Source organism: Pseudomonas sp. GD04158 (assembly GCF_029834875.1).
In the GTDB taxonomy this organism is placed as follows: domain Bacteria; phylum Pseudomonadota; class Gammaproteobacteria; order Pseudomonadales; family Pseudomonadaceae; genus Aquipseudomonas; species Aquipseudomonas hydrolytica.
Genome location: NZ_JAODYT010000014.1, coordinates 57,952 through 82,880, shown reverse-complemented (window position 1 = coordinate 82,880; position 24,929 = coordinate 57,952). Strand labels below are relative to the sequence as shown.

Below are 24,929 nucleotides of genomic sequence, written 5' to 3'. Positions count from 1 at the left end.
ACCCGGCGGTAGACGACCAGCCGCGTGCGCCGGGTTTGCCCGCGCCAGGGCAGGCGGGTGACGGTGTGGTCCTCGAACAGGCCGCCCGGTTTGGCGATGGCCTGCAGGTGATGGCCGAAGAAACGCAGGTAGAACGCGGTGAAGGCGCTGCCTTGGGCGCGGGGCTGGATGTAGGCGCGCAGCGCGTCGAGGTAGCTGTCCCAACTGGGGTCATCCTGGGCGTAGAACTGCACGACCCAGGGGTTGTCCTCCAGCTCGTCGAACGCGTCCTGCAGCACGTTTTCCAGGGTGTCGCGCACCTGCAATAGCCAGGCGGGTTCGCGCCCCTCTGTGCCGACCGGCATCAGTTCGTAGAAGGCGGCGACCGAGATGCCGTCATCCAGCAGCATGCACTGCGACTCGGGCAGGTACTCGGCCCACGGCAGCCGATCGGCGAAGGAGGGCGCCACGCTGTAGAGCGCCTGCTCATCGGCATGCGTGGCTGGCCTATGCGCGCTCTGTGCAGTGCCGGGCTCGGCGAGGCCGTGGGCGTGCAGCTCGGCGACGTGGCGCGCCCAAGCGTCTGCAGGAGGCGCCGGGTCCTCGGTCTGGGCGCGGCGCATAAACCACGGCCAGGCCATCAGTAGTCCTCCAGCCGTTCCCCTGGCAGGGCGTACTGTACCCGCTGGTACAGGGGAAACAGCGTGGTGTAGCCGGGCACCGGCACCGGGTCGCTGCCGGCCAGGTGGGGGAACACGTACATCAGCAGATCAGGATTGGGCAGGCGATGGAACTGCCGGTAGATCTCGTTGGCCGCCGTGCGCGTATAGCGGGCCTGCATCGCCGGCGCAGCTTGCACATCAGCCTCGCTCAGCGGCCGGCGCAGGGCCTGGCGCGCATCGAGCAGCTGCCGGGCGCTGCCGCTGCCGGTCTCCATATTCCAGATATCGAGCATCGTGGTGTCGTCGTGCGGCAGCAGTGCTTCCTTGCTGGTGGCGCAGCCACCGAGCACCAGCGCCATGGCCAGCAGGGCCAGGCTTTCAGTCCAGGTCTTGTGCATGGGGCAGCCCTCCAAGGCGGTGATCGACGCGGCGACCGGCGGGGTCATAGTCGACGGTCAGGGGTTGTTCGAGGTGCACGGCCACCTGGGCGCCGGGCTTGACGTAGACCGCCGCGAACGCCTGGCCGTAGAGCTGGTTGACCCAGGCGGACATGTCCTGAACGCCCCCAGCGAGGATGCGGCCCATGGCCTCGTTGGCGCCGATGCCCAGGGTGCCGACCGAGCCGTCGCTACTCATGTAGGAGACCTGGCCGCTGCCTTCGTCGATCAGCGAGGCGACGCCGGCACCGGCTGCGGTGATCAGGGCCTGCGAGCCCAGGTATTGTTGGGCGTTGCTGCGCCGCTCGCCGGAGACGCAGGGGATGCCATACGGGTCGCTGATCCAGCCCAGGCCGTCTTGGGTGTCAGTGTCGTTGTTGGTCTGGCGGTTGCCGCCGCGCGCGTCGTCGTCGTTGGGCAGAGTACGGATGGTGCCGTCCTCGAAGACGAAGGTGACCGAGCGGATCTGCCCGCGCACGCAGGACAGCGTCCAATCTCCTGAGGCCGTGCCGCTGACCACGGCACCGGCCACATCCGGAATGTCGATACCGTTGGCGGTGAGGTTGTCCCGCCCGATCAGCACTTTGAAGGGGTAGGGGTCGTTAACGGTGCCATCGATGGGCACGCGGCCGACCAGCGCCGTCATGGCGATCGAACCCATCAGCGTCGAGTTGGTCGGCACGGTGTACACCGCAGTGGTCTCCGGCGCCCCCGCGGCGCGGCGGCCGGCGTCGACGGCGGCGCTGGCGGTGCTTTCCAGCGTCTTCTGCGCCGGCCCGAAGCTTGTCGGAAAACTGAAACTACCGGCCGTGTCGCTGCTGCGCGACTGACCATCGTCACGGCGATCCTCCGGCTCGATCCAGCGCAGGGTGTCGCCGGGCAGGCCGTCGCTTGGCTCGAGCCCCAGACCGACCGGTAGATCGGCGTGCTCCTCCTTGCCGATGGCATCGAGCCGCTGCTGCAGTTGCTGCAGCAGGCCCTGGGTCTGCTGACGTTCGTGGCTGAGTTGCTGGCGGTCCTGGTGCAGCTGGTTGCGTTCGCTGTCGAGCGCGCTCTGGATGCGCTGGTCGATGGCCCCTTCGCGTTGGCGCAGGCGCTGGTTCTCGTCGCGCTGGACCTTGTTGTCGCTCAGTGCGGTCTGCAACTCGCTGCGCAGTTGGCGAACCTGGGCGACCAGCGTCGCTACGGTGTCGCGCGGGGTGTCGCCCTCGATGCCGAGCGCCTTGGCTTCCTCGGGCGTCAGGCGGCTGGCCTCGTCTGCGGCACCGGGCGCGTCGCTACCAGTGGAGAACAGCTTGACGGCGCCGAACACCAGCAACAGCAGCAGGGGAATCATCAACCACTTGAGCAGGCCATTACTGTGCATCGTGGCCTCCTATGGGTGCGGGCAGGCTGAGCGCCGCGTCGATAGGCGCAATGGTCGGCAGCAGGGCTTGCGCCAGGCTGTGTCCCCGGGTGACGAGGTAGACGACGGTGGTGTCCTCTGGCGTGCCGCGCGGGCCCAGCGTCGAATGCTGGAACGTCGCGGCGAGGAAATGCCCCTGCAGCGCACGCGGGTCCAGCTCCAGCCAATGCGTGCTGTGGTTGCGCAGGTGCACGGCGCTGACCCACAGGTTGTCTAGGCGCCAGGCGGCCAGCGCGTGCGCCTGGACCGGCAGGGTGGGCAGCAGGGTGTCGAGCGGCAGGTCGCGGCGCAGGGTGACGCGCACAACGCCCGGCACGGGTTCGACGGTGCGCAGCGGGGCGTAGAGGTTCTGCGCCGCAAAGCGGGTCAGGATCACGGGCTGCGGTGTGGCCCGCACGGGAGCCGAGGCGGCACTGCCGTCATCGGCCGCGGAGGCAGCCGCGGTTGATGTAGCCTCAATGATGCGCACCGGCTCCAGGGGCAGCTGGCCGTCCTGGGCCGGCTCGGCGGCGATGTCGAGCAGCATCACCGTGCCGGTGTCGGCGTCCTGCAGTTGCAGCCGGGTTGGTTCGATCGGCTCGCTGGCCAGCAGGTAGATCGCACCGGCGGCGCTCTGCACGCGCAGGCGATTGCCAAGCGAGGCCGGCACGCCGACGCGGACATTGCGCTCGACGAAGACGACGCGTTCCTGATCGACCACCAGTGGCAAGGCCAGGGGCAAGCGCTCCCAGCGCAGGAGCTCGGTGGCCTGGGCGGCGCTGAACGGAGCCAGCGCGAATGCCGCGAGGGCCAGGGGCATAAAGCGGTTCATGGCGTGTTTTCCAGGGCAGGGACAGGCGTGGCCGCCGGATCGACCGGGCTGGCAATGCGCTGCGGCGCGCCTTCGTAGCAGTCGATGACCAGCCCGAACGGGTTGCGCTGCGGGTCGACGTCGCTGCGCAGGACCTTCAGCGGGTAGCGCACCAGAGCGCGTTTGACCTGCTCCGAGGCGTAGTACTCGTCGGCCGTGACATCCAGGTTCACCACCCATTCGCGGGTGGAGACGCTGCGCACGCGCAGCGTGGGGTTGTCGCCGTAACCGCGGCCGGGAATCTCGTAGATGCCACGCACACGCTGGCGCAGCTCGCCGCTGTTGCGGCGGTACTCGTAGTCCTGCTGCAGGAACGCCTGGCAGGCGGGCGTGAGGTAGGGCGACAGCACATGCAGGTTGCGCGGGTAGTCGTCGTCGCCATTGGTCGGCCAGCGCTGCAGCTGCTGCCAGACATAGAAGGTGAAGGCGTATACGCTCTCGGGCGGTACGTCCCACCAGGGGCGCGTACTGCCCGAGCGCAGGTCTGGCGGCACATGGATGGTCAGATCGCGCGGCGCGCTCCACCAGCCGATGCCCATGACCAGTGCCAGCATCACCAGCAGGCTGGCCCCAATGCGCAGGGTCCTGATGTGGGCGTCGAGCCGCAGCACTTCGTTCTTGAACCGGCTCACGGTGCCGTACTCCTGCGTGTGCTCCAGTAACCGGAACGGGTCACCAGCCGCTGGCCGTCGGTGAGGGTGGCGAGCGCCGGTAGACACAGCGCGATCCACCACTGCAACTGCCGGTACAGCCAGGTCTCGGGGCGGCCGCGCTTGAGTCGGCGCAGTGCACCGCCGCCGATGAAGATGCCTGCGCTGACTGCCAGCAGGATGGCCGTGGGGACGATGGCGATTGTGGCCAGCAGGATGGCCAGCGCTATGCCGCTTGCCAGGCCAAGCAGACCCGACAGGCCGGCACAGACCCACAGCTCATTTGCCGTCAGCCCGCGCACCACTACCGGATGACGGTTGAGGCGGTGGGGCAGAAACAGCACCGTCCCGTCCGGGCGGATGTCTTCGGTCATCTCGGCAGGCCTCGGTTCAGAGCACGCCGATGGCTTCGGTCAGCAGCCAGATGCCCACCACCAGCAACATCGCACCGACCGCCACGGTCAGGCCGAACTGGCCCCAGGTCGAGCGACCAATATGAATCTCCGCGTAGCGGGTGTAGGCGTGGTAGCAGACGCCGACGAACATCGAGGCGACCACCAGCAGGGCGATCAGCATCACGATGTCGTAGCCGTAGTTCTGCAGCGTTTGCAGGATGCCCGTGCCGACGCCGCGCGACGGGTTCTCCAGGGTGGGCAAAGCAGCCTGGGCACAGGGCGACAGCACGCCGAACAGCGGCAGCGTCGCCAGGCCAGCGAAGGGGCGGGGGAGGAAGGTGCGGGCGAGCGGCTTCATCAGGACGACCTCTTACGAGAGCAGGAAAAATGCCAGCACCAGGTACAGCACGACGAAGCGCACCACGACGACCAGAAACTGACGATGGGAAAGCTGTTCTTCGGCCCAGCCGACGTAGGCGCTGCGGATCGCCCAGACGCCCCACAGGAGCAGCGCGGCGAACACTGCACCGAGCAGCACGGTTGCCATCTCGGTCGGGGTGAGGCCGCTATTGGCCTGAAACGCGGCGATCTGGGCGGCGCTCATGGCACCTCCTGCGCGTCGAGCGCGGCGGCAGGCTGGCGGTACTCGCCGAGCAGCTCGGCAGGGTCGCGCGGCTGGGCACGCGAGGGCGTCAGGTAGTCACGAATACCACCGCGCACACGCTCCAGGTCGGCGGCGAGGCGGCCGTAGTCGAAGTGGTAGCGGGCACGCTCGTCGGGTGGTTGCGCGGCCTGCTGCGCGACGAGGCGCTCGATGCTGTCGAGTTGGCGCAGCGCGGCGGCGAGGCGGGCGTGTTCGGGCGTGGCATCGTCGGCGCCGGCGTGAGCGGCCAGGCACAAACCGAGCAGCGCCGGGATCGGGCTGATGGTGTGATGCCTGTTAGCTGGAGAGAGCAGTCGCTTGGACATGGGGCAATCCACGATGTGCGAGGAATGGCGAAATGCTCTCTGTATGGCTGGGGAGATGTCTTAAACAAAGGGAACTTGAGGCTATCCCTATTGGGTGGGTGGCGATGGCCAGGACACCGGCTATTCGCTTTCCGGTAGCGGTGCCAAACGGGCGCTGTTGCAAGCTGAAATCGAGCCAGGTAGTGCGCGAGGCGCGCTCGGTGATTGTCGAAGGCGCGGCATTCACGCACCGTAACCGGGCCGGCGAAGACAGGCGGGTGGTGCTGGAACACTACGAGCGCAGGCCCCTTGTCGATGATCTGGAGCGTGTCACGCAATTATCGATATACGGAAAGGATTGAAACCGTTTCGTTGCACCGATCAAAGGTGCTGCTTTCCCATACCCCGTTCTTGGCCTATATACGAATCACAGCGCCTAATCATGCTGTATGGAACCGATAATAAATTTGAGGGAAGCGATATGGGCAGGTTGGGTCTGCTGTGGTGCTTGGGGAGTATCGTTTTTACCGCTGGCTGCCAGACACACCTTGATGTAAAGCCCGATGGGAACGGGGACTACATCAATAAGGGAGGTAAGGCACGGATAGGCGTGGAGTACGGCCTGCCCATGGTCCAGTTCAACCTTTCCGTCACCCGCACGCTGGTGAGGTGTCAGGATGAGAACAATCGGACCGATATCCGATTTGCAACGCAGGTAGCTGCTGAACCCCACTACGTGGTGGGCGAGCGCTTTGTGGTTGATTACGAGTCCTTGTCCAACTGGAGCAAGATCACTGGGCTCGACTTGCAGACCTACGACAACGGTACGCTCAAGAGCATCAATGCGTCGGCGGAAGATCAATCGGCTGCCATCATCGGCGATGTGGTGAAGGTGGGGATAGGCGTGGCCAGTCTGGTATCGGGCGTGCCAGTTAGCCCGATGGGGATGCTACCCACACCGGGTGAATGGCGCTGTTCCGAACAGACCATACGTAAGCTGGATGCAATCACCATCGCCAAGGATGCCTTGGAAGAAACCACTAAAGAGTTGGTTCAGGTAACAGATACCATCACGCGACTTGAGAGCCTGGCAATACTGAATGCGTTGTCGGAGAGCGATAAGACGATGCTGGTGCAGGCTAAGGCGAAGCAAAGCAAGCTGACCAAGCAAGTCTCCGCCGTAGACAAGGCATTGGCCCGCCTGCTGGCGTATGTGTCGGTGAAAGAGGAGCGGGTTTGGCCCGAGAGCGTCGGTAGTGAGCTGCTCAATGCCGACCCACTGCCTGAGAATGCCAAGTTCTTGAGGGATCTCTTCGAGAAGACGCCCTCGAATACCACAAGCCAGGTCGCAGGAGCGGGCACGACAACGACGCAAGCGTCGCCAAACAACAAATCCGGTCAGCCTGAACAGGGTGGAAGTAAGAAGGATGTGTTTCTGGAGAAGTTGATGGCGTCGTTTCAGCTTCGTGGCGAGTTGATACCGTTGCTCAAGCCTAGTGAGCAGAGTCCAGGGTCAACGTCTTACCCTGATCCTAAAAATGACAAGAGAACAGGCCTCTACTATCGAACCCCGATTCCCGCTCAATTGCTGATCTGTCGGGTAGTTTCGAGCCAGGGCTGCATTGTGGATGACGATTCGCCAAAGGCTTTCCGTGTGAACGTGATGGCCCCCCAATTGGCTCCGCTACGTGTGTTGCCGTTGACCAATGGCATGTTCCAGAACAACGCCCTCAGCGCTACGTTCCGCGAGAATGGCAGCCTGGCGACCTTCAAGTATGAGGACAAGGCGGCGCGTGGGAAGGTACTTTCGGAGACGGTAGCGGCCAACATGGACAACCTGCTGGCCTACAGGGATGCGCGGCAGGCCCACAAGTCCAGCGAGAAGGCCGCGAAGCAGCAGGCGGGACTCGACGAATTGGATGCAGACATCGCTCGGCTGGAGAAGCAGAAGAAGATCGCTGCGCTCAACTCGGAGCTTGAAGGATCCGCTCAGGATACCGCTGTCGAGACCGCTCGCTTGAATGCTCGAATCGCCTTGCTGGAGGCTCAGCGGAAATTGCGCGAGCTGGAGGGTGAGTAGTGGCCGGCGATCACAAGTATTTCTTGAAGCTGCCCGCAGTGATGTTCACCGCCAGGCCGAGTAGCGCCGCGCTCGGCAGCAGCACCAGCAACGGATGCACGCTGATGGGCAGGGTGAGGTAGAGGATCCACGGCAGGACGGCCAGCGGCATCAGGCTGGCTTTGGCGCGGTGGTAGATGAAGCCTGACTCGCGGCCGGCGCCGAACTTGCGAATGTCGCGGCGCACCAGGCCATCGACCAGGCCGACGAAGGCGGCCAGCAGAAACAGCGGCAGCGTCAGCCCCAGAACCAGCAGCCGCACCATGAAGGTCAATATCGTGAACGCCGCGGCGATCAGGTAACGCTCGCTCCAGACGTAGACCTGGCTGATGTAGTAGCGGGCGTCTCGCGCATCGCCATGGCTGGGCGCGCGCGAGCGGGCCGATGCCTGGCTCATCCAGTCGAGCAGGCCGGTTTTCACGAAGAGCCACTGGTAGGCGCCCTCGACCAGCTGGTGCGCAGTACGCCCCGGCTCCTGCACCACCGCGCTGCGGGTGAAGTGGGTGGAAAGATGGTTCAGTTCGTAGTCGAGCATGCCCTGGGCATGACGCCAGCCCTGCTCGGGCCAGAACAGGTGCATGCCGGCGCACTCGATGAGGATCGACAGCAGCAACGAGCCGAGCAGCACGCCGAGCATGCGCAGTGGCAGGGTGACGAGGCTGGCGAACACGCCTTGCTGGCGGGCCTGCTCGCGCTGAGTGGTGGCGGCTGGGTCCTTCATGGACGTGCCTCGGTATCTTCGGAAGCGTCCGGATCGGCAAGGTGGCGAAAGCCGTCGAGCAGGTCGTCGGGCAGCGGCTGATCCTGCAGGCCTGGCAGGCCCTGGCTTTCCCACCAGTCGCCGGCCTCGGCATAGTGCTGGCGCATGTAGCCGGCGAGTTGCTGGAGATCCTCGGGCAGGGCTTCATCCGGATCGGGGGCCGGCAGCGGCATGCGGATCTTCCACAGCTGGCCGCCTTGCAGAAGGGCAAAGGCCTGGCCTTTGGGCAGGCCGACCACGTGGGCGGGTTCGATCATCGGCACGCTGGCGGTGCTGATACGGTCCTGTGCGTTGGAGGTGAAGTCGGTCGGCCCGCGCACATCCGAGCTATCGGTGGCGCCGCTGACCAGTGTCGTCGTGTAGACATCCACTTTGGGCAACTGGCGGGTGAGCAGTTCGGCGGTCGCAGTCTCGCGCACCCTCAGCATGAACAGGTTGTTGAAGTTGCCGATCACCTGGCCCGCTTTCGCCCGGTTGCCGACCCGCGCCTCGATGTCGCTGAGCGTCTGGGTGTAGGCGGTGACCTGCAGCCCGGCACCACCTCCTTTGTTGACCAGCGGCACGAACTCATCGCCCATCAGCTCATTGAACTCGTCCGCATGCACGTTGATTGGCACCCGGGTACCCGCCAGGGCCTCGGGCAGCCCATCATCGATACCGAACTTGTAGATATGCCCGGCGACCGAAACCAGATCGGCAAACATCGAGTTGCCGACGGCGGCGGCGACCTCCGCATCCGACAGCGCATCGAGGCCGACATAGACCACCGCGCGTTTGCGCACGATCTGCATCCAGTCGAAGATCGGCCGCGGATCGGCCAGGTCCGCATAGTTCGGCGCGAGCAGTTGCGCGGTCTTGCCCGTGGTGAGCTTTTCCAGCAGCGGCAACAGGCTGGCGACGATCTTGTCGAAATAGGTGCGGTCATAGCGCACGGCACTGCGCAGGCCGTCGAGCACCGGGTCGTAGACGCGGACTTGTGACAGGTACTGCTCCAGCGCGACCACGCGCTTTTCCCGGCCGATCATGTTGCGCGGGGTGTTCTTGTCGTTCAGCCGTCCCTCGAGCTGCACGATGATGTCCCAGGCCTTGGGCTCGTGCCGGGCGAAGTAATGTTGCGCGTACTCGATGAACAGCGCGTCGATATTCACCACGTGGCGCTGGATCAGCAGGTAGTCCGGGCGCTGGCCCAGCTCGACCAGGGCGCGGGCGATGATGTTGACGAAGCGCCAGGCGAACTCCCGGAACGCTGCGCTATTGCCCTCGCCGGAGAGTTGCCCGGCGATGCGCGTGGCCACCTCCGAGATTCTTCCGAAGCGCCCCACGGCGTTGTAGCGCGCGCTGAAATCCGGCCAGCCCAGGTGGAAGACATAGAACTCCCGTTCGCGCCCGGTACGCTTGGCTTCCACGTACATGCGCTTGAGCAGGTCGGCATCCCCTTTGGGGTCGAACACGATCACCACCTCATGCTCGCCGGCAGCGTTACGCCGCCGAATGTCCTGGGTCACGAACAGCTCGGCCAAGCGGGTCTTGCCGACCCGGGTGGCGCCCAGCACCAGCGAATGCCCGACCCGTTCGCCGAGCGGCAGGCTGACATCGACCTCGTTCGGCTCGATGCCGTGCAGCCGGGGTAGGCCGCCGACTGGCGGCAACGGGCGCACAGGATTGAGGGCGATGTCCCAGGCGGTGAGCTTGGCCAGCTGCGACAGCGGAAACGGCGCGAACTCCAGCCGCTCCTCCAGGCGGCGCACCAACTGGTAGGCGGGCGTGGGTTCGACGTAGCGGCGAAACTCCGGCCGAAAGGTCTGCGTCAGGCGATGCGTATGACGTTGTTCCCAGCGAAAGCCGCGTCCGATGAACAAGCGTTGCTGGCTGACCGGCACATCGCGACTGGTCATCACGTAGCGCGGCAGGCGGCGGATATTGCGGCGGTAGCGCAGGATCACCAGCGCATCGCGCAGGCGAATCGCGCCGAAGGCGAGGAAGGCCAGTGCGCTGCCCAGGCCAATCGTTGGATTCAGCGCCAGCGACCAAGGGGCCACCAGGGACAGCAGCGCGGCGGCGGCGCAGACCGCCACGGTATACAGTTCCACCGCTGGCCGTAGCAGCACCTCGATCGCGTGGGACTGGGCCATGGCCGGCGCTTCACTGTTCGAGGCCGGTGGCCGTGATCAGCACCGGGTAATGCCGCAAGCCGAGGCGCTCGGCGAGATCGTCGCCCGCCACCGGCGACAGCCGCAATCCCGGCACCAACGCCCGCAGCGCATCCAAAGACTCGGCTGAGCTGATGTTGACGACCAGGCCCACCGCGCCGAGTTCGCGCAAGCGCGGCGCCCGCTGCCGCAGCCAGGCGCGCGAGCGTTGGTCGTCACCGACGAGAAAAAACGCCGGCAGCCCCGGTGCCTCGATCGTGCGCCGCGCCACCTTGCCGGGCGACAGCCGCACAGAGCGTACCGGAAGCATGCTCGCTTCGTTGACCACCCCAGCGGGCGGACGCGGCATCTCAATCCGTGGCGCGCTCACTTCGGCGCGCGGCAGCAGGTGGAGGGCCTCGTAGTACGGCAAGGCCGAGACGCCGCCACGATCTTCGATGATGATCAGGGCATCGGCCTGGGCGAGCATCGGAAGCCACGGTAGAGAGAGGCAGGCAACGAGGACGGGCAGGGATTTCATGGCAGGTTTCTCCGGGAACTGATGGCCAGTCGGGGTTCGCCCAGCACGCGAGCCAGATGCTGGCTGACGCTGTGGCGGTAGCGTGCGGCCGGCGCGCCACCGGCGGGGCGGTGGTAACGGCCGATGGCGAGCAGCCAGTCCTCACCGGCGACGTGCTGCTCGTGCAGAATCTCGGCAGCGATGGCCAGGTTGCGGTAGGGGTCGAGCAGGTCGCAGGGCTGGGCGTAGCGCTGCGGGTGGTAACCGAGATTGATCTGGCCGAGCCCCGCGTCGATGCGGGTGGCCGGTGTGCGCCTAAGTGCCTCGCGCAGCCCGATGCAGGCCTCGGCACGAGTGGCGTAGCGTTGCGGCGTGCCGGCGACGTTGAGCGTCCACGGCCAGGGCACCAGGCGGCCACCCACGCGGGTGCCGCTCTCCTGCAGTGCCACGGCGTACAAGACGGTCGAGGGAATGCCGGCACGCTGCGCAGCGACCTGATAGGCCGGCGGCGGAATTTCCCCTGCCCGGACGGCGCTGGCCAGCGCACAGGTCAACAGTGCGGACACGGTGCGGCGCGACATTACGGCTGCCGCTGCCATTGGCCACCCACCTGACGCACCACCGCCGGCAGGTCGCCTGACAGCCCCAGCGACACCCAACGGCCCGCGTCGTGATTGAGCGTGACCTGGCCGCTGCGCACCTTGGCCGGCTCAATGCCAATGCGCTGCGCCCAGGCGCGGATGCGCACGTCGTCGGCACCGCTGTCGACGACGTAGATATCGAACGCCCTGCCGGCGGCCTGCAGCTTCAGAGCGGTTTGATCGCAGGCCGGGCAGGCGTCCTCGACGAACAGGGCGAGCCGTCCGCTCGTCGCTGGCACCACCGGCGAGAACGCCGGGCCGGCGTCGGGCAAGATGACGCGCGGCATATCGGCGTGGAGCCGCTGCCAGGCGTCGTCGTAAGCCCGTTGGTAGGCGAGTAGCTTTTCGACGCGCTGCGCTTCGGCCGCGACCTGCAGCTCTGCGTAGCGCTGCCGCTCCTGGTCGGTACGCGCTTCGATGCCCAGTGCCGTGAGCGGGTCGATGTGCGGTGAATAGACCCCCAGCGGCCCCTGCATCAGGTCGTGGTAGCGCGTCCATTCCTCGGCGTTCAGGCCCCAATCGCGGGCCTGCTGCTCGGCGGCGCGCTCGATGGCCAGCGGCCGCTCGCGGCTGGGCCGGTTGTCGCTGCTGAGGGATGGCGCGCCCTGGGCCAGGCTGCTCGTCAACAGGAGCAGCAGGGCGGGGGTGATACGATGAGGCCTCATCTGACCCTCCTACCGCGCCGAAATCGGCAGACGACGGCTGTCGGCGCCGTACCGGAACACGGCGGTATTGGTTTCGATGGCCTCGAGGTGCCAGCCGGCCTCGGTCTCGCCGGGGCGTAGCAGGCGAACCTGCGTAAGCGCGTCCGATGCAGCAGCCAAAATCGAGAGGAACTGCTCGTCGGCGCGCAGCTCCGTGCCGATCACCCGGAATGGCGGCTCGATGGCCTTGGGTTTGGCGGGTGCGGCGGCGCGTGGGCGAGGCGGAGTCGGTAGGGCAGGAGGGGGGGCGCTGAGGCGCATTTCCAGTTGCTCAAGGCGGGCTTGCAGCGGCAGCAGGTTGTCCGCTGCCGGCTGGTTGCCGAACGCCGCCTCGATCGCACTGAGCCGTTGCTCCAGCACTTCACGCTCTGCTTCGTAGCGCGCCTGGGGCAGGGCGTCCGGTTGTTGCTGGACGTACTCGATCTGCTGGATCAGTTCGGCAAGACGATTTTCCAGCGCGGCTACCTGCCGGCTCGGTGCGCTGGTTTCGACCTGGATCGCCAGACCCGACAGCGCGACGTGGTTTATCGCTACAGCGCCGCTGATCAGCAGCAGCCAGGTGATTGTGGCGACGCGCATCAGGGGGCCGTGTGGGCGAGATTCATTGCCTGGCATTGTCGTCATGGCTGTGGCTCCCCGGCGGAACTTTGCAGGGGAGCGCTATCGGCGCTGGCCGTCGCCGATTCGGCAGGCGTTGAGTGAGGCTGGCTGAAGCAGATTCGGCGCGTGCTGTGGTCGACGTGCAGCGTTCGCGCTGGCCCGGCCAGGGTCAGCAGGGCCTCGCGCAGTTGCAGCGGGCCGAGGTGATAGTGCGCCGCCGGCAGCGGGAGGCTGCCCAGCGCATCGGTGTCGCCTCCGCTGCAGAGTTGATAGCCGGAGCGTTGCAACACATGCCGTAGCGCATCCCGGACGCTGGCGCTCAGTGTGCCGGGAATGGACACGTCGACCACCTGCAACAGCAGATCCTGCTGGTCGGCCGTCGGGGTCAGCTCGACCAGGGTGTAGCGGCCGTAGCGAACGACCGGGACGTACTCCGGCCCTGGAGCCGGTACCGCGACCTCTGCGGGAACGGGAGAGGGCGCTGGTGGCGTTGCGCAGCCGGTCGCCAGTGCGGCCAGCAGCAGGCAACTGCGGTAGGAACGGATGGGGTGCATGGCTCAACTCTCGGCAAGGACGAGCCGAGACCATCGCCCGTCTGCGTGGGCGCATCAGTAAACAATGGGAATCGCTGCGTTGCCGTTTTTACAGGGAGGCCCAAAGCGAGCAACTTACCCAGCGGCGATCAAAAAAACAGCAGGTGAACCCGAGGCCCCATGCGTCGGGGGATTGGGATCTTATCGAAAGGGTTATGCACAGATTTTGTGGATAACTCGACGCAGGCCTGTACGGTTGCCGAATAGTGAGATGAGGACAGTCGGGGGCCTCGGCAGGGCTGAACCATGGCATTCGATCATGCTGGGCCAACGCCAGCGATTACTCCAGTCATCACCAGCGATGCCCCCGGAATGTCGAACCACTGATACCATATGGCCACTAACAAGGGTACGTATCCATTCTGAAAGGATTAGCGCAATGGCTGAAGCGGCAGGGAAGTACTCAGACGTCTATCAAAGCTGGCAGCAGCACCTGTTCAATTTCAACTTGGCTGCTCGGGAAACCAATACACCCGGACTGCGCAAACCTCAGCTGGCAGCGTTATACGCCTCGTTAGGTCATCTTGTGATGTCTCCGTACACGACCGCCACAATAGTGATGCCAACGGGTACCGGTAAGACGGACACCATGCTGGGTCTGCTTATCGCAGGCCGGTTGGCTAGGACACTGGTGCTTGTTCCTTCTGATGCCTTGCGTTCGCAACTTGTGAATAAATGTGTTGGGCTGAAAACTCTTCGAGAGATTGGCGCCATTTCCGAAACGGCGCTTGATCCTGTGGTGAGAGCGGTCAGTTCAGGAATGTCGGTCGAGGATGTACAAGAGCTTGCTGAGGCGAATGTGATCGTTGCTACACCGCAAGCTCTTCAGCGCTTCAACACAGATGCTCTTCAGGCCCTGGCTGATCTCTGTAGCCACCTGGTCATTGACGAAGCGCACCACGTGGCTGCCATGACGTGGGGCCGGGTCAAGACCGCGTTCAAACAGAAGCCACGCTTGCAGTTCACTGCGACGCCCTTCCGGGAGGATAACCAGCCCCTGGAAGGCACGATCATCTACAACTACCCGTTGAAGGATGCTCAAAACGACGGCTACTTCAAAGCGATCGAGTTCCACCCGGTCCGCGAGTACAATCTTGAGCTGGCTGATCAAGTGGTGGCGGACAAGGCGGTAGAGTTGCTGCGAAGCGATCGTGAGCAAGGCTTCAACCATCTACTGATGGTGCGTGCGCGATCCCAAAAGCGCGCTGAAGCGTTGTTTGAGCTATACAAAAAACATGATGATCTCAAGCCCGTTCTTATCCATAGCAAGGTGCCGAACCGGGCCAAGCTGATGGGCGAAATTGTCGAGAAAAAACACAAGATCATCGTTTGCGTAGACATGTTGGGCGAAGGTTTCGATCTGCCGGAGCTCAAAATAGCCGCTATTCACGACCAGCATCGAAGTCCAGCCGTTACGCTGCAGTTCATTGGTCGGCTTACCCGCGTTGATCCCACTCTCGGGGATGCCAAATTCGTCTCGAACATCGCGAATCAGAAGACTGATTACCAAATGGCCGCGCTCTACAAGGAGAGCGCGGACTGGAGTGCCGTGATCCGCGACGTGAGCAATGACAAGATCACCCGCGAAATCGAAAAGGAGGCTTTCAGCGGCCAATTCTCGAATGATGCCGACTCCGATGAGATCCTTGGGCTGAATCCAACCCCAAAAATCAGTGCGGTCGCCTACCATGTCGATTGGGATAAGTGGCGGCCTGAGAAAGCCGAGCACTTTTCGCAAAAGAGAGAGCAGCTGCAGTTCCTTTCCATCAACGATGAGCAAGATACCGTCATCATGGTTACGCGTCGCGAGACGCCTGTTGGATGGGCCCAGACCTCCGCGATCGCAGATACCAACTGGATTCTCTATCTTGCTTACTACCATGCGCCGGACAAGACACTTTTCATCCACTCCTCAGGCGATGAAACGCAGGCGGCGCGGTTCTTGGGCTTGATCGCTAAGGACGCCAGGCGCATCAGCGGCGAGCCGGCCTTCCGAACCTTGCACGACATCAAGCTCATGAAGCTGCAGAACGTTGGGTTATCCAGGACGCGCAAAGATCTGAGATTCACCATGCATGTCGGTCGAGACATCAATGCAGTCATCAGTGAAATCCAAAATGGTACAGCGAAGAAGTCCAACATCTTCGCTACGGGTTTTGAGAATGGACAGCGCACCACCGTTGGCTGCTCTCACAAAGGAAAGATCTGGGAGATGAATTCAGAAAGCATCATTTACTGGATTGAATGGTGCAAGCGCGCCTCCCTAAAGCTCAACGATGCCACGATTGACTCTTCTGAGGTTCTCAAGGATGTGATGCGTGCAGATAAAATTGAAGATAGCTGGCCGACGGGGCTTTTCTACGCAGATTGGCCAGAGTCCATTGCGATCGAAAACGAGCAAAAAATCTCGCTGTCTTTCAATGCTGAGATTTTCAGTCTTCTCGACGTAGAGCTCGGCAAGCCGCAACGTACGGATGACTTTACGCTAAACGTACCTGTCACTGCCGCGGTGCCGGATGGTGAACGGCAGCTTCCGGACATCACAATTCGATTGCTGAACGACGGTTACAAAGTCACTTGTCCGGGGGTGAAAATCATCTTCGCAGAGGAGGGGTCGTTTGAGCAGTATCTGGATGCAAACCCGTTGATACTGCTGGCAGTAGACGGTTCGATGGTGGAGGGGAATTACCGGTTCTACACACCCAATACCTTGGATCTGAAACTGCCGATGGCGTTGATTGAACCTTGGGACTGGGGGACAACCCCGATCCACACCGAGTCCATGAAGGCGGCACGAAACCTCGATACTGTGCAAGGGTTTACCTTTAGCCAGATTCAGAACGACTACTCATTCATTTTCAATGATGATGATGCAGGTGAGATTGCGGATTTGGTGGCCATCAGGGAGAGCAAAGACGCCATTTGGGTCGACCTCTACCACTGCAAATATTGCTCGAAAAAGGACGGGGAGGCTCGACCTGGCGCTCGGGTGGAGGATGTTTATGAGGTCTGCGGTCAGGCATCACGGTCGGTCAAGTGGCTGTACACCCATGAAAAATTCTTTGATCGTTTGATGTATCGGTACCAGCAGTCATTACCGAAAGGGTTCGATAGGATCCTGAAGGGTGAACCCAAGGACTTGGAGCTGCTGCGCAACAAGTGTCATGACCATGAGATGATTTTCAGATTTGTGATCGTACAGCCAGCGATTTCTGCAGCGAAAATCTCGGCTGATCAGCTAGCTGTGCTTGGCACCAGCTATTCCTACATCAAAAGCGTGTCCGGGGCGGATGTGAAAGTAGTAACCAGCCCGTAAGCTGCGTGAGAGAAGGTTGGATGTTGCAGCTCCAACCTCGAAAGTGAAGAGGATGCGCTCAGGCTGATCGCGTAGCCCCTGAAGATTGAGGCAAAGAGGCCGGCAGCCCAAGGGCTGCCGGCATGGCCGCATCGCTCAGTTCGCAACAAGCTGCCGTGCCAAGGCCACTTCCATCGAGTCGCCATCCTGATTCAGAACATCGAGTCCGGATTCGGGCACGTCTCCCGAGGTGCTCTGCGACACCATGATCTTTCTGGCCATCAGCGCCAGGCAGGTCATCTGCGAGGTGGCCGCGTAGCCGAGGTAGATCACCTTGACCGCCAGCTTCTGGCCGATACGCCAGGAGCGGCGTGCGGCTTGCTGCAGCGAATATACGTTGTAGCCCGACTGCATGAACACAATTGTGGGGAACTCCAGCAAATCCAACCCGGTTTTCACCAGTTCCGGATTGGTGATGAGCACATCGATGCCACGGTCCAACTGCTCGGCGATCCAGTCCTCGCGGCGTGAGGCATCCACGCTTGCGCGCAGTACCGCTACCTTGAAGCCTTCCTGTTCGAGCAACAGCTTGAGCCGTGATGTCGTATCGCGTGTGCCAGTGTAGACGCTGTAGACCAGGGTCTTGCGGCCATCCGCCTTCTCCTTGCGGCAGATCTCGATCAGCTCGCGCTCCTTGGGCATCTGCTCCAGTTCGTTGAACTGGGAGGCGACGAACGCCAGCAGTTCGCGCGTACGCGGATGCGTGACCGTTTCCGCACGAAAGCACGTATCCGGCCAGGCCAGCAGTACATTGAGCACCACCCCCAACAGCGTCGTATCGCGTTTCGCCAGGGCCTGTTTCAGCTCCTGGCTCAGCCGCGACGACAGGGTGCGGTACGCATTGGCCTGCTCGTCATCCATGGCGACCTCGCGAAACTCCTCGTCGTAGGGCGGCAGCACGTTGCCGCCGATGTCCTTCAACTTGAGGAAGACCGTGAACGGCAGGACGCAGCGCAACACGCCCTTGGGACCGAAGCCCGGCGCCTTGACCGTGCGCACCGAGACCTTGCTGCCTTTGGCCGTCTTGTGCGCCGTGCCCATGCTCTCGGAATAGATGTCCTTGAGCACGCCATGGTCGCGCATGAATGCCATTGCTGCCGACGTCATGCTGCCGCTCTTGGTCGGCCGGTAGCCGTCTTCGATCATCCGCCCAGGCAAGGCGCGGAACAGCAGGTAGAAAATGTCGTCGCCGTAGCCGCCCATCAGCGTGCCGGTGAGCAGCAGTGTCTTGCGTGCCTTGGCTGCCAACACCCCCATGGCCTGGCCCTGTGCGGAGCCGCCGTTCTTATACTCGTGCGCCTCGTCGGCGATGAGCAGATCGAACGTGCCCTGGGGAAGCTGCCGCTTGATGAACTCCGATGGCTGGTAACCACCTTCGCCAAAGCCAAATTCCATCGACGACATCGCTCGCTCCATGCGCTGGGCTTGCCGGTCCGAGAAGACCAGCTCGCCGTTGCCATCCATCAGGTTGATGAACTCGTGGATGTTGTCCCCGAGCATCGAGGCGAGGAAGGCATCGCCGAACGTCTGCATCAGTTTCTGTGCGGTGACCTCGCCAATGGTGGGAATACGCTTCAACGCCTTGAGCACAGCAGAGGACTGGTCGCTGGCGGACAGCCTTCTTGGACGAATCAGCGTCCACAACGGAGCGGCGCACTGACTGCACTTGCGGCGGTATTCCTCGGCTTCAAGTTCGATCGGATTGACCGGCTCGCCGTCGAGATCGGTGATGACCTGGCCGCAGTCAGGGCAGGCGCCTACGTCGCCGTGGCGCGTGCGATGCTGGGTGAAGACCGGCTTCCAGTGAAAACCCATCCTCATCCGCACTCGGCCCAGGACGAAGAACTCCTGTCCCTGCGGCGATACGCCCAGCTGCTCGCGTAGCTTCAGCAGCTTGACCAGCGTGTCCGGGCCGTTGAGCACCCAGACCTTGGCACCGGCCACCGTCTCCTGGATTTCCCGCCGCCACTTGTAAACCAGATGTGGCGGGGAGAGCACCAGGGTGCGGCGGTAGCCTTCGGCGTTGAGCACGGCGGCGGTGGCAATGCCTACCGTCGTCTTGCCGCAACCCATCTCGCCGTTGACGATCGCCGCGCGTTCGCCGCGGTCGATCAACAGCTCGGCGACGGCGTGGACGACATCGGCTTGCGCCGCGAACAACTGCCGCTTGAGGCCGTCGACGACGATTTGCCGATGCGCCCGCGCCTGGCCGGCGTAGACCGGCGGGTTGGCGCGGTTGAGCGATTCGAGCAGCTCGTCGCCGAACTCGGACACGAAGTCCTGCAGGCTAAGCGTAAGAGGGGCGTCCGCGGCTTCGAGCAGGTCGCCCTGCACGTCGGTATCGGGAAGGTTTTCAAGATCAAGGGACATGGTGATGTTCCAATGAAAACGGGGCATGCACCTGCCCCAGAGGGCGATGACATGCCCCGGGGATGAGAGAAACGCTGACGGCCGAGTCAGTGCTCGGATACCAGCGAGATATGGGTTGCGCTGCGGTCTGCCTCGGTGACGATGCAGAGGCTCAGTTCACGGTGAACCACGTAGGCCGATTCGAGCCGTTCAGCCGATTGCAGGGCGGCGTTATTCGCTTGCCACTGCGCATCGCTGACGTCACCCCAATCGCCACGGGTGTGGCGCTGGAAGTACGGCAGGGGATCAAGACGGCCTTCCCGCATGAGGCGGTCGATGCCGGGACTGAAGATCAATGTGCCTATTGCGAACAGCAGGGGAGTCGGTTGGTGTGCCATGGGCATGTACTCCTTGGGTGGAATGCTCAGGACACGGCCCCGTCGGGAGCCATGTCCCGATGGGGTGGATGAAGACCATTGCCTGCCGTCAGATCAGATCAGATCGCTGCTCTGGGCAGGTGAACGAGAGGTGTACCAGCGGCCAGGCCGCTTGCGCAGACGCGAAACGAAGGCGTTGCGCCTTCTGTGAGATGAGTATGGCAGGACGTTAAAGCGCCGGATGGACTCAGTGGATGGTGATGATGCGGCCCAGCGTGGCCGAGTCGGGGGACAGGTCCCAGGCACGGATCACCGGCACGAACTTGTCGGTGAGGATGCGCGTCTCGGCGATGGAACCATCGTCGCGTTCGCGATACTCCGTGCTGGTGGTTTTCTGCTTGTGAGTGTCGCCTTTGACGGCCAGGACGCGGCCATTCTTGGATTGCACCACACCCGAGATCGCGCCGGCCGCAAGGGCCAACGCCAGGTGCCAGTGGGACAAGGCACGCGCCGGGGCACGCAAGGACTGCTGCGCGGCACCGAGATGCGTCTCGAACGACGGCCACAGACCCTGTAGGCGCTGCACTTCCTCGGCGAACTGCGCCGGCTCCATGCTGATGCGATAGAAGTGCTCGGGCTCGCCCGAGGCCGTGGGGACGACGTAGGGGAGCAACGGCCACTCGGCTGGAAGCTCCTGCGCATCGAGTTCGCCTTGTCCGATTTGCAGCAGCCGGGTGCGGATGGATTTCACCTCGTCGCCCACCAGCTCGCGCTGGCGGATACGGCGACCGAACACCACGACCTGCTTGAACTGCGTGTCCACCGCGCGGTGAATGCACAGGTCGGTAAAGTGCCGGGTGAGCCAGCCAACCAGCTCCGGGTCGAGCACGTAGGACGGCAGGGTGAAAACGAGAATGCCGCCGTACTGCAGCAGCGGCAGCGTCTTCTGATAGAACAGCTTCTCCAGCCTGGCGCGGCCTCTGCCGTCGTAGCCGATAGTGCCGTTGGCATCTTTCGACAAGTCGCCATAGGGCGGGTTGAGCCACAGCAGGCCGAAGCTCTGCCGGGCGATCAACGCATCCATCAAATCACCTTGGAGGCAGTGATCGACCAGCCGCCGTGCATGGTTAGCGCGTTCCAGGTCGTACTCCACCGCATAGGCGGTGGTCTGATCACGCCCGAGGGCATGCGCGGCTTCTGCAATGGCGATGCCTTCGCCGGCACAAGGATCGAGAATGCACATCGGCCCATCGCTGGGCATCAGGGCGCTGAGCGCGCGTTCGAGGGTGGCTTCGTCGGTCGGGTAGTAGCCGTTCTTGGCAAAATTCCGTGCGAGCCTGGGGAACATGAGGGCCATGGGAGTCTCCTGATTGGCGGGGATTAAGGAGGGCGAGTACGGGGACGTATTCGTTGGAGGAACCTCAGGCCACGGCCTGTAGCGACAGCTCAGTGCTTGCCGGCTGCCGTGTCGGGTAGGCGGTAAGTACGCCGCGGCGGATCAGTTCGCCCAGCGCGTCAGTCAGCGCTGGAACGTCCAGCTGCAGGCGTAGTCCGCGCAGGGGGCCGAGAGCCACCGGCAGCTCCTGGAGCATGCTGTGATCTCGCAGCAGGGTCAGTACCGGTGCTTGCCAGTGATCCAGCAACGGCAGCGGACAGGTGTCCCTGACCAGTTGCCACAGGCGTGACGTCGGATCGCTTACCGCTCGCGGCAGCAGCGCCAGTGCGCTGGCCGTGCTCTTGTCGGGCCGTACGCAGCGCCGGTCGAACAGCCAGAGGTTGACCATCGAGCCGAACAGCGTGCGGCGATAGGCGCGGGTCAGGCGTTTTTCCAAACGCTCGGCCGTGCCGATGAAGACGGGGACTGCGCCCCCTTGCTCGGTGATGAGGTGGAACTGGTCCAACCCATCCTCGTCATGGCTTAGCGTCAGCCGGGCCAGGAACTGCTGGATCGCGGTATCCCGCGCCCAGACCGAGATGAAGATCAGGTTGCCCTGTTCGTCACGGATGCAGGCGTCGGCCATCAGGTCGGCGCACTCGTCGATGCGATACAGCGTGGTGGGCGATGAAAGCGCAGGCATGGTGATGTCCTCGATGGATAGGGGGCAGCACCGCCTGGAGGCAGGTGCTGCCCCGAGGGGGATGAAGGGAGGCGCAATATTGCGGCTCGAGCTGCTGGGCGTGTGGGCTGCAACGAAGCGCCTCGGCCCAGCCAGCTCTCGATTACGAGCCGCAACCGACCGGGCAATAACCCAGTTCGATTCCGTGCGCGCAATAGCCGTGTTCAGTATTCCAGTTTTGGGTTTCCTGCCTCTCGGCAGGTGTCGCGTAACCCCATTCCTCTGTGGCTATTTGCAGAGCCTGTACGCGCTGGCATGCGGGCAATTGATCAATGTGCGTATCAATCGCTGCACTGAAGCGATCGACGTAGTAGTCGTAAGACAGGCCGCAACCCTTTCTGGCTTGTGTGGCTGCCGTGTTGCAGACCGCCAGCCAGGCTTGCTCATCGAGCGCAGAGTGGGTATCCCCGATGGGGTGTGAGGGGGTATTGCAGGCGGTGGTTGGCATGCTGGAGTCCTCCAGAAAAGCCGGAGCCCCCCCGCGTGGGGTAAGGAACCCCGGCGGGTGGATGAAACGCCGCGGATGCGGCGAGGCAGATCACGCAGCCTGTTGGTCAGGCTGACGATTCCATTGCTGCGACTTGAAGTCGAGTGCGTAACCCAGCACACCCAGGCGAGCGATTTGTAGACGCAGCGTGCGGCGGTCGATGGTCGAATCCAGTTTCACCGACTCGCCCAACGGCCACAGCAGGCCGAACAGAGCGGCATCGTCGCTGTCGGGACTGCCGGAGGCAGCGACCGCAGCGTCGGGCGCATCCACGCCGAAGGGCCTGGTATCGATCAAGGGATCCGTCGATGCCCGCACGGGAGCGGACGCTGGTGCTGGCGTTGCCGCCGGTGTCAGCGGCTGCGCGGCCAGTTCTTCGTCCAGTGGATCGACTTCCTGGGTGGCAAAGGCATGGGCCTCGGCCTTGCTCAGTTTGTCGATGCCCGAAAGCGTCATGCCGCCCAGACTGGCGCGGATCTCGAAGCGCATGCCATCACAGGTGGGATAAGCCTTGGAGTCGATGTAGTGAATGACGAATTCCCCGTCGTACTTGCCTTCGGGGTACTGCTCCAACTCCGCGTCCTTGACGGCAAACTTGCCGATGGGCGTGACCAGGCGGCCGACGTTGAACGGCCCGTTACGGCCGTGAATGGTGCGCAGCGTGAGCTGGCCGGGAACGACGATGGAGGATGCAGGTAGCTGCAGGGCGGCTGAAGCGGCCATGGCGGATCTCCTTGCGATGAGAGTGAGGATGCTAGGCATCCATTGAGTGAGCGGAACAGCGGACCACGCCCAGGGGCGTAGTCCGCTTGGCCTCAGGCCTTCAGCTGTTGCATGCCTTCGGCGAGCATCCACAGTGCGCGGTTGAGCCGCACGTTCTGATCGATGCCTTGGACCGGCCGGGTACTCTGGCGACGGCCACGGGCGTTGCGTCCATTCAAACCGCCTTTGACGAGGTTCTCCTGAATGCGATTGAAGGTGGACCACAGGTCGCTGCCGCGGTCATCGACGCGTCGGGGCATCAGCACCTGCGCCTCGGTGATCGGCACCACCTGGTTGGGCGTGTCGTACTTGAGCGCCAGTGCTGAGCGGGCCAAGACCTCCTGCTCGCCTTCGTCCAGGGTGATCAGACGCATCGCATCGCGCGACGCCTGCACCTGCTCGAAGCCATGCAGGACCTCGTAGGCACCTTCGATCACCTGCTCGGCGACATTGCCTTTGTGATGCACACGGACATCAGCGACGGTGTTACCGCAGACCAAGCCGTTGTGGCAGACGAACCTGAACATGCCGGCGAGCATCTGGTAGCTGCTGGTGCCGTCGTGCGAGTTGAGGAGGATGATTTCATTCGCTTCGTTGCCGTTGATCTGGCTGGCGTGGCGAAGGCGGATCATGTGTTTGGTGAATTCGCGGCGGTCCTCGTGGCGCACGCGGGTCTGGCACACCATGAACGGCTGGAAACCTTCTTCGCGCAGCTCGGCGAGTACCGACGCGGTGGGGATGTAGCTGTAGCGCTCCGACCGGCTCTCATGCGGGGTATCGGCAAAGATCGACGGTGCCACGGCGCGAATCTGCTCATCGGACAGCGGATGATCGGCGCGCAGAATCGGCGAGCGAGGAGCAAAACGAGAGGCGAGTTGCATGGTCGTTCTCCTTGAGAATGGCGGCAATCGCATGCGCGGCCCGAAGGCCGACGCGCTGATTGCATGGGATGAAGAAAGCTCCGAAGGGGGAGGCGATGATGGGAGGTGGTGCGTATGCCGCCGACACCGAGGTGCCGGGGCATGGGGGAGAGGAAGGGGCAGGGCCAGAAGCAGGCCCTGCTAGTCAGAACGAAGCCACCTGCGCGGACTCCTCGACAGGGGCCGGAGTGGCGACGGTGGGTTGTGGAACACCGCTTTCGTCCTCGGCGCGAACCGTCTCGTCGGACGCGGGGGCGTCTTCGGATGCGGTCGCTGCGGACTCCAGCGGGTAGACCTGCACACCATCGACCTTGATCAGGCCGATGCGCATCAGCTTCGACTTCAGGCTGCCGCCCACTTCACCGGCGTGCTCGCCTTTGCTGCGGACGTAGGCCTCGGCCTTCATGTCGTTGAGCGTGAAGGCCAGTAGCACCTTCTTCTTCGCTTCAACGGCCTGGATGCAGCGCTGCACCAGGTGCTGGGCGCTGTCGTCGGCGACGGTGGTCTCGATATAGCGATACTCGGGGTCGTCGACCGGGCCGGCCAGGGCTGCGATGGAGCACGACAGAAATGGATCACCGCCGTTCGGGATCATCCTGGGACTGTTCAAATAGCCGATGCCGCGGGTCAGCAGCTCGTGATACTCGATTTCGTCCAGAGCGCTGCGCTCCAGCAGCTCGGCCTTGAGCAGCCGGGCCTTTATGCTGGCCGCCGGATCCCCCGAGGGACGACGGAATGGATCGATCCACAGGTCGCCGAGACGAAAGTGCACCAGCGGCCGCTGCTGGGGATCATCGATACCGATGTAGGGCTGGACGAGTTGCTTGGCTTCAGCACCGGAAACCCGGACGTCGAAGTAGCGCCGGGTCGGGTTTTGTGCCGGCCCAACGAGCGCCGCTACTGTGCATGCGAGGAATGAGGTGGCTTTGCGGCCACCCTTTACCTGTACTTCGCGCACGCGCTGGATGTAGCCGATACCCGAGGTATGGATGTCGAAGTACGACTTCGGGTTGGAGGTAGTGCTGGTCATGGTGAATCTCCTGACTTGGGAACAAAAGCACGGAGACACACCGACCCAGAGCGGGGAGGTGCGTAACCCCGCGGTGGGTTGAGGAAGATCTGCATCCACTACCGACAAGCCGGTAGTCGTTCGCGCGAGGGATGCGCTGC

General features: G+C 63.4%; 27 protein-coding genes. 3 read left to right on the top strand and 24 right to left on the bottom strand.

From position 1 onward, the window contains the following. From N7333_RS08305 to N7333_RS08265, 9 genes are all read right to left on the bottom strand, one after another. Positions 1 to 620, bottom strand: a 620-nt coding sequence (locus N7333_RS08305; protein ID WP_279858677.1) for a TraC family protein, incomplete at its 3' end; no start/stop codon positions are given. Continuing rightward, positions 620 to 1,039, bottom strand: a complete 420-nt coding sequence (locus tag N7333_RS08300) for a TIGR03751 family conjugal transfer lipoprotein (RefSeq protein ID WP_279858676.1) — start codon at positions 1,037 to 1,039, stop codon at positions 620 to 622. The genes N7333_RS08305 and N7333_RS08300, both read right to left, overlap by 1 nt. Next, complete coding sequence (locus N7333_RS08295; protein WP_279858674.1) at positions 1,020 to 2,444, bottom strand: TIGR03752 family integrating conjugative element protein; 1,425 nt, start codon at positions 2,442 to 2,444, stop codon at positions 1,020 to 1,022. Before N7333_RS08295 ends, N7333_RS08300 begins: the two co-directional genes overlap by 20 nt. Continuing rightward, on the bottom strand, positions 2,434 to 3,294 hold the full coding sequence (locus tag N7333_RS08290; protein ID WP_279858673.1) for a TIGR03749 family integrating conjugative element protein: 861 nt from the start codon (positions 3,292 to 3,294) through the stop codon (positions 2,434 to 2,436). Before N7333_RS08290 ends, N7333_RS08295 begins: the two co-directional genes overlap by 11 nt. Further along, the gene (locus tag N7333_RS08285; protein WP_279858672.1) at positions 3,291 to 3,965 is read right to left on the bottom strand and encodes a PFL_4703 family integrating conjugative element protein; all 675 of its coding nucleotides are present in this window, start codon (positions 3,963 to 3,965) and stop codon (positions 3,291 to 3,293) included. Before N7333_RS08285 ends, N7333_RS08290 begins: the two co-directional genes overlap by 4 nt. Continuing rightward, a complete protein-coding gene (locus tag N7333_RS08280) occupies positions 3,962 to 4,357 on the bottom strand; it encodes a TIGR03750 family conjugal transfer protein (RefSeq protein WP_279858671.1) in 396 nt (131 codons plus the stop codon). The genes N7333_RS08285 and N7333_RS08280 overlap by 4 nt, the downstream gene beginning before the upstream one ends. A gap of 16 nt (positions 4,358 to 4,373) precedes the next feature. Further along, entirely contained in the window at positions 4,374 to 4,736 is a 363-nt protein-coding gene (locus N7333_RS08275; RefSeq protein ID WP_279858670.1) for a TIGR03745 family integrating conjugative element membrane protein, read from the bottom strand. A gap of 12 nt (positions 4,737 to 4,748) precedes the next feature. Next, positions 4,749 to 4,982, bottom strand: coding sequence for a TIGR03758 family integrating conjugative element protein (locus tag N7333_RS08270; RefSeq protein WP_279858669.1), 234 nt, complete (start codon positions 4,980 to 4,982; stop codon positions 4,749 to 4,751). Next, on the bottom strand, positions 4,979 to 5,347 hold the full coding sequence (locus N7333_RS08265; RefSeq protein ID WP_279858668.1) for an RAQPRD family integrative conjugative element protein: 369 nt from the start codon (positions 5,345 to 5,347) through the stop codon (positions 4,979 to 4,981). Before N7333_RS08265 ends, N7333_RS08270 begins: the two co-directional genes overlap by 4 nt. A gap of 32 nt (positions 5,348 to 5,379) precedes the next feature. Between N7333_RS08265 and N7333_RS08260 the strand changes: the two genes are divergently transcribed. Then, complete coding sequence (locus N7333_RS08260) at positions 5,380 to 5,688, top strand: hypothetical protein (RefSeq protein ID WP_279858667.1); 309 nt, start codon at positions 5,380 to 5,382, stop codon at positions 5,686 to 5,688. 266 nt (positions 5,689 to 5,954) lie between these two features. Continuing rightward, positions 5,955 to 7,406 carry a hypothetical protein gene (locus tag N7333_RS08255; RefSeq protein ID WP_279858666.1) on the top strand — a complete coding sequence of 484 codons (1,452 nt, stop codon included), beginning with the start codon at positions 5,955 to 5,957 and terminating at the stop codon, positions 7,404 to 7,406. Between the two features lie 10 nt (positions 7,407 to 7,416). On the opposite strand, the gene N7333_RS08250 is transcribed toward N7333_RS08255, so the two are convergent. Genes N7333_RS08250 through N7333_RS08220 form a run of 7 tightly spaced genes read right to left on the bottom strand, consistent with a single transcriptional unit; the run spans position 7,417 to position 13,353 of the window. After that, on the bottom strand, positions 7,417 to 8,166 hold the full coding sequence (locus tag N7333_RS08250; RefSeq protein WP_279858665.1) for a TIGR03747 family integrating conjugative element membrane protein: 750 nt from the start codon (positions 8,164 to 8,166) through the stop codon (positions 7,417 to 7,419). Next, a complete protein-coding gene (gene traD, locus N7333_RS08245) occupies positions 8,163 to 10,337 on the bottom strand; it encodes a type IV conjugative transfer system coupling protein TraD (protein WP_279858664.1) in 2,175 nt (724 codons plus the stop codon). Before traD ends, N7333_RS08250 begins: the two co-directional genes overlap by 4 nt. 10 nt (positions 10,338 to 10,347) lie before the next feature. After that, complete coding sequence (locus N7333_RS08240) at positions 10,348 to 10,875, bottom strand: integrating conjugative element protein (RefSeq protein WP_279858663.1); 528 nt, start codon at positions 10,873 to 10,875, stop codon at positions 10,348 to 10,350. Next, the gene (locus N7333_RS08235) at positions 10,872 to 11,435 is read right to left on the bottom strand and encodes a transglycosylase SLT domain-containing protein (protein WP_279858662.1); all 564 of its coding nucleotides are present in this window, start codon (positions 11,433 to 11,435) and stop codon (positions 10,872 to 10,874) included. Before N7333_RS08235 ends, N7333_RS08240 begins: the two co-directional genes overlap by 4 nt. After that, positions 11,435 to 12,160: a TIGR03759 family integrating conjugative element protein gene (locus N7333_RS08230; RefSeq protein ID WP_279858661.1), complete on the bottom strand. Its 726-nt coding sequence runs from the start codon at positions 12,158 to 12,160 to the stop codon at positions 11,435 to 11,437. Before N7333_RS08230 ends, N7333_RS08235 begins: the two co-directional genes overlap by 1 nt. A 9-nt stretch (positions 12,161 to 12,169) precedes the next feature. After that, positions 12,170 to 12,778, bottom strand: a complete 609-nt coding sequence (locus N7333_RS08225; RefSeq protein ID WP_279858660.1) for a hypothetical protein — start codon at positions 12,776 to 12,778, stop codon at positions 12,170 to 12,172. 41 nt (positions 12,779 to 12,819) lie between these two features. Continuing rightward, positions 12,820 to 13,353, bottom strand: coding sequence for a PilL N-terminal domain-containing protein (locus tag N7333_RS08220; protein ID WP_279858659.1), 534 nt, complete (start codon positions 13,351 to 13,353; stop codon positions 12,820 to 12,822). 418 nt (positions 13,354 to 13,771) lie between these two features. On the opposite strand from N7333_RS08220, the gene N7333_RS08215 reads away from it, so the two are divergent. Next, the gene (locus N7333_RS08215; protein ID WP_279858658.1) at positions 13,772 to 16,708 is read left to right on the top strand and encodes a DEAD/DEAH box helicase family protein; all 2,937 of its coding nucleotides are present in this window, start codon (positions 13,772 to 13,774) and stop codon (positions 16,706 to 16,708) included. 135 nt (positions 16,709 to 16,843) lie between these two features. Here the strand turns inward: N7333_RS08215 and N7333_RS08210 are convergent, their stop codons facing one another. The 8 genes from N7333_RS08210 to N7333_RS08175 all read right to left on the bottom strand — a co-directional run bounded on the left by N7333_RS08210 (position 16,844) and on the right by N7333_RS08175 (position 24,789). Further along, positions 16,844 to 19,117: a helicase-related protein gene (locus N7333_RS08210; RefSeq protein WP_279858657.1), complete on the bottom strand. Its 2,274-nt coding sequence runs from the start codon at positions 19,115 to 19,117 to the stop codon at positions 16,844 to 16,846. Between the two features lie 86 nt (positions 19,118 to 19,203). After that, on the bottom strand, positions 19,204 to 19,494 hold the full coding sequence (locus N7333_RS08205; protein WP_279858656.1) for a hypothetical protein: 291 nt from the start codon (positions 19,492 to 19,494) through the stop codon (positions 19,204 to 19,206). 226 nt (positions 19,495 to 19,720) lie between these two features. Beyond that, positions 19,721 to 20,854 (bottom strand): DUF6094 domain-containing protein, encoded by a 1,134-nt coding sequence (locus N7333_RS08200; RefSeq protein WP_279858678.1) that lies wholly within the window; start codon positions 20,852 to 20,854, stop codon positions 19,721 to 19,723. A 40-nt stretch (positions 20,855 to 20,894) separates the two neighbouring features. Continuing rightward, positions 20,895 to 21,551, bottom strand: a complete 657-nt coding sequence (locus tag N7333_RS08195) for a hypothetical protein (RefSeq protein ID WP_279858655.1) — start codon at positions 21,549 to 21,551, stop codon at positions 20,895 to 20,897. A gap of 142 nt (positions 21,552 to 21,693) precedes the next feature. Then, a complete protein-coding gene (locus tag N7333_RS08190) occupies positions 21,694 to 22,038 on the bottom strand; it encodes a hypothetical protein (protein ID WP_279858654.1) in 345 nt (114 codons plus the stop codon). Positions 22,039 to 22,128: 90 nt separating this feature from the next. Further along, positions 22,129 to 22,800, bottom strand: a complete 672-nt coding sequence (locus N7333_RS08185) for a DUF3275 family protein (RefSeq protein ID WP_279858653.1) — start codon at positions 22,798 to 22,800, stop codon at positions 22,129 to 22,131. Between the two features lie 92 nt (positions 22,801 to 22,892). Further along, positions 22,893 to 23,720 (bottom strand): DUF932 domain-containing protein, encoded by an 828-nt coding sequence (locus tag N7333_RS08180; protein WP_279858651.1) that lies wholly within the window; start codon positions 23,718 to 23,720, stop codon positions 22,893 to 22,895. A 184-nt stretch (positions 23,721 to 23,904) separates the two neighbouring features. Further along, on the bottom strand, positions 23,905 to 24,789 hold the full coding sequence (locus N7333_RS08175) for a DUF3577 domain-containing protein (protein ID WP_279858649.1): 885 nt from the start codon (positions 24,787 to 24,789) through the stop codon (positions 23,905 to 23,907). Positions 24,790 to 24,929: the final 140 nt, after the last annotated feature.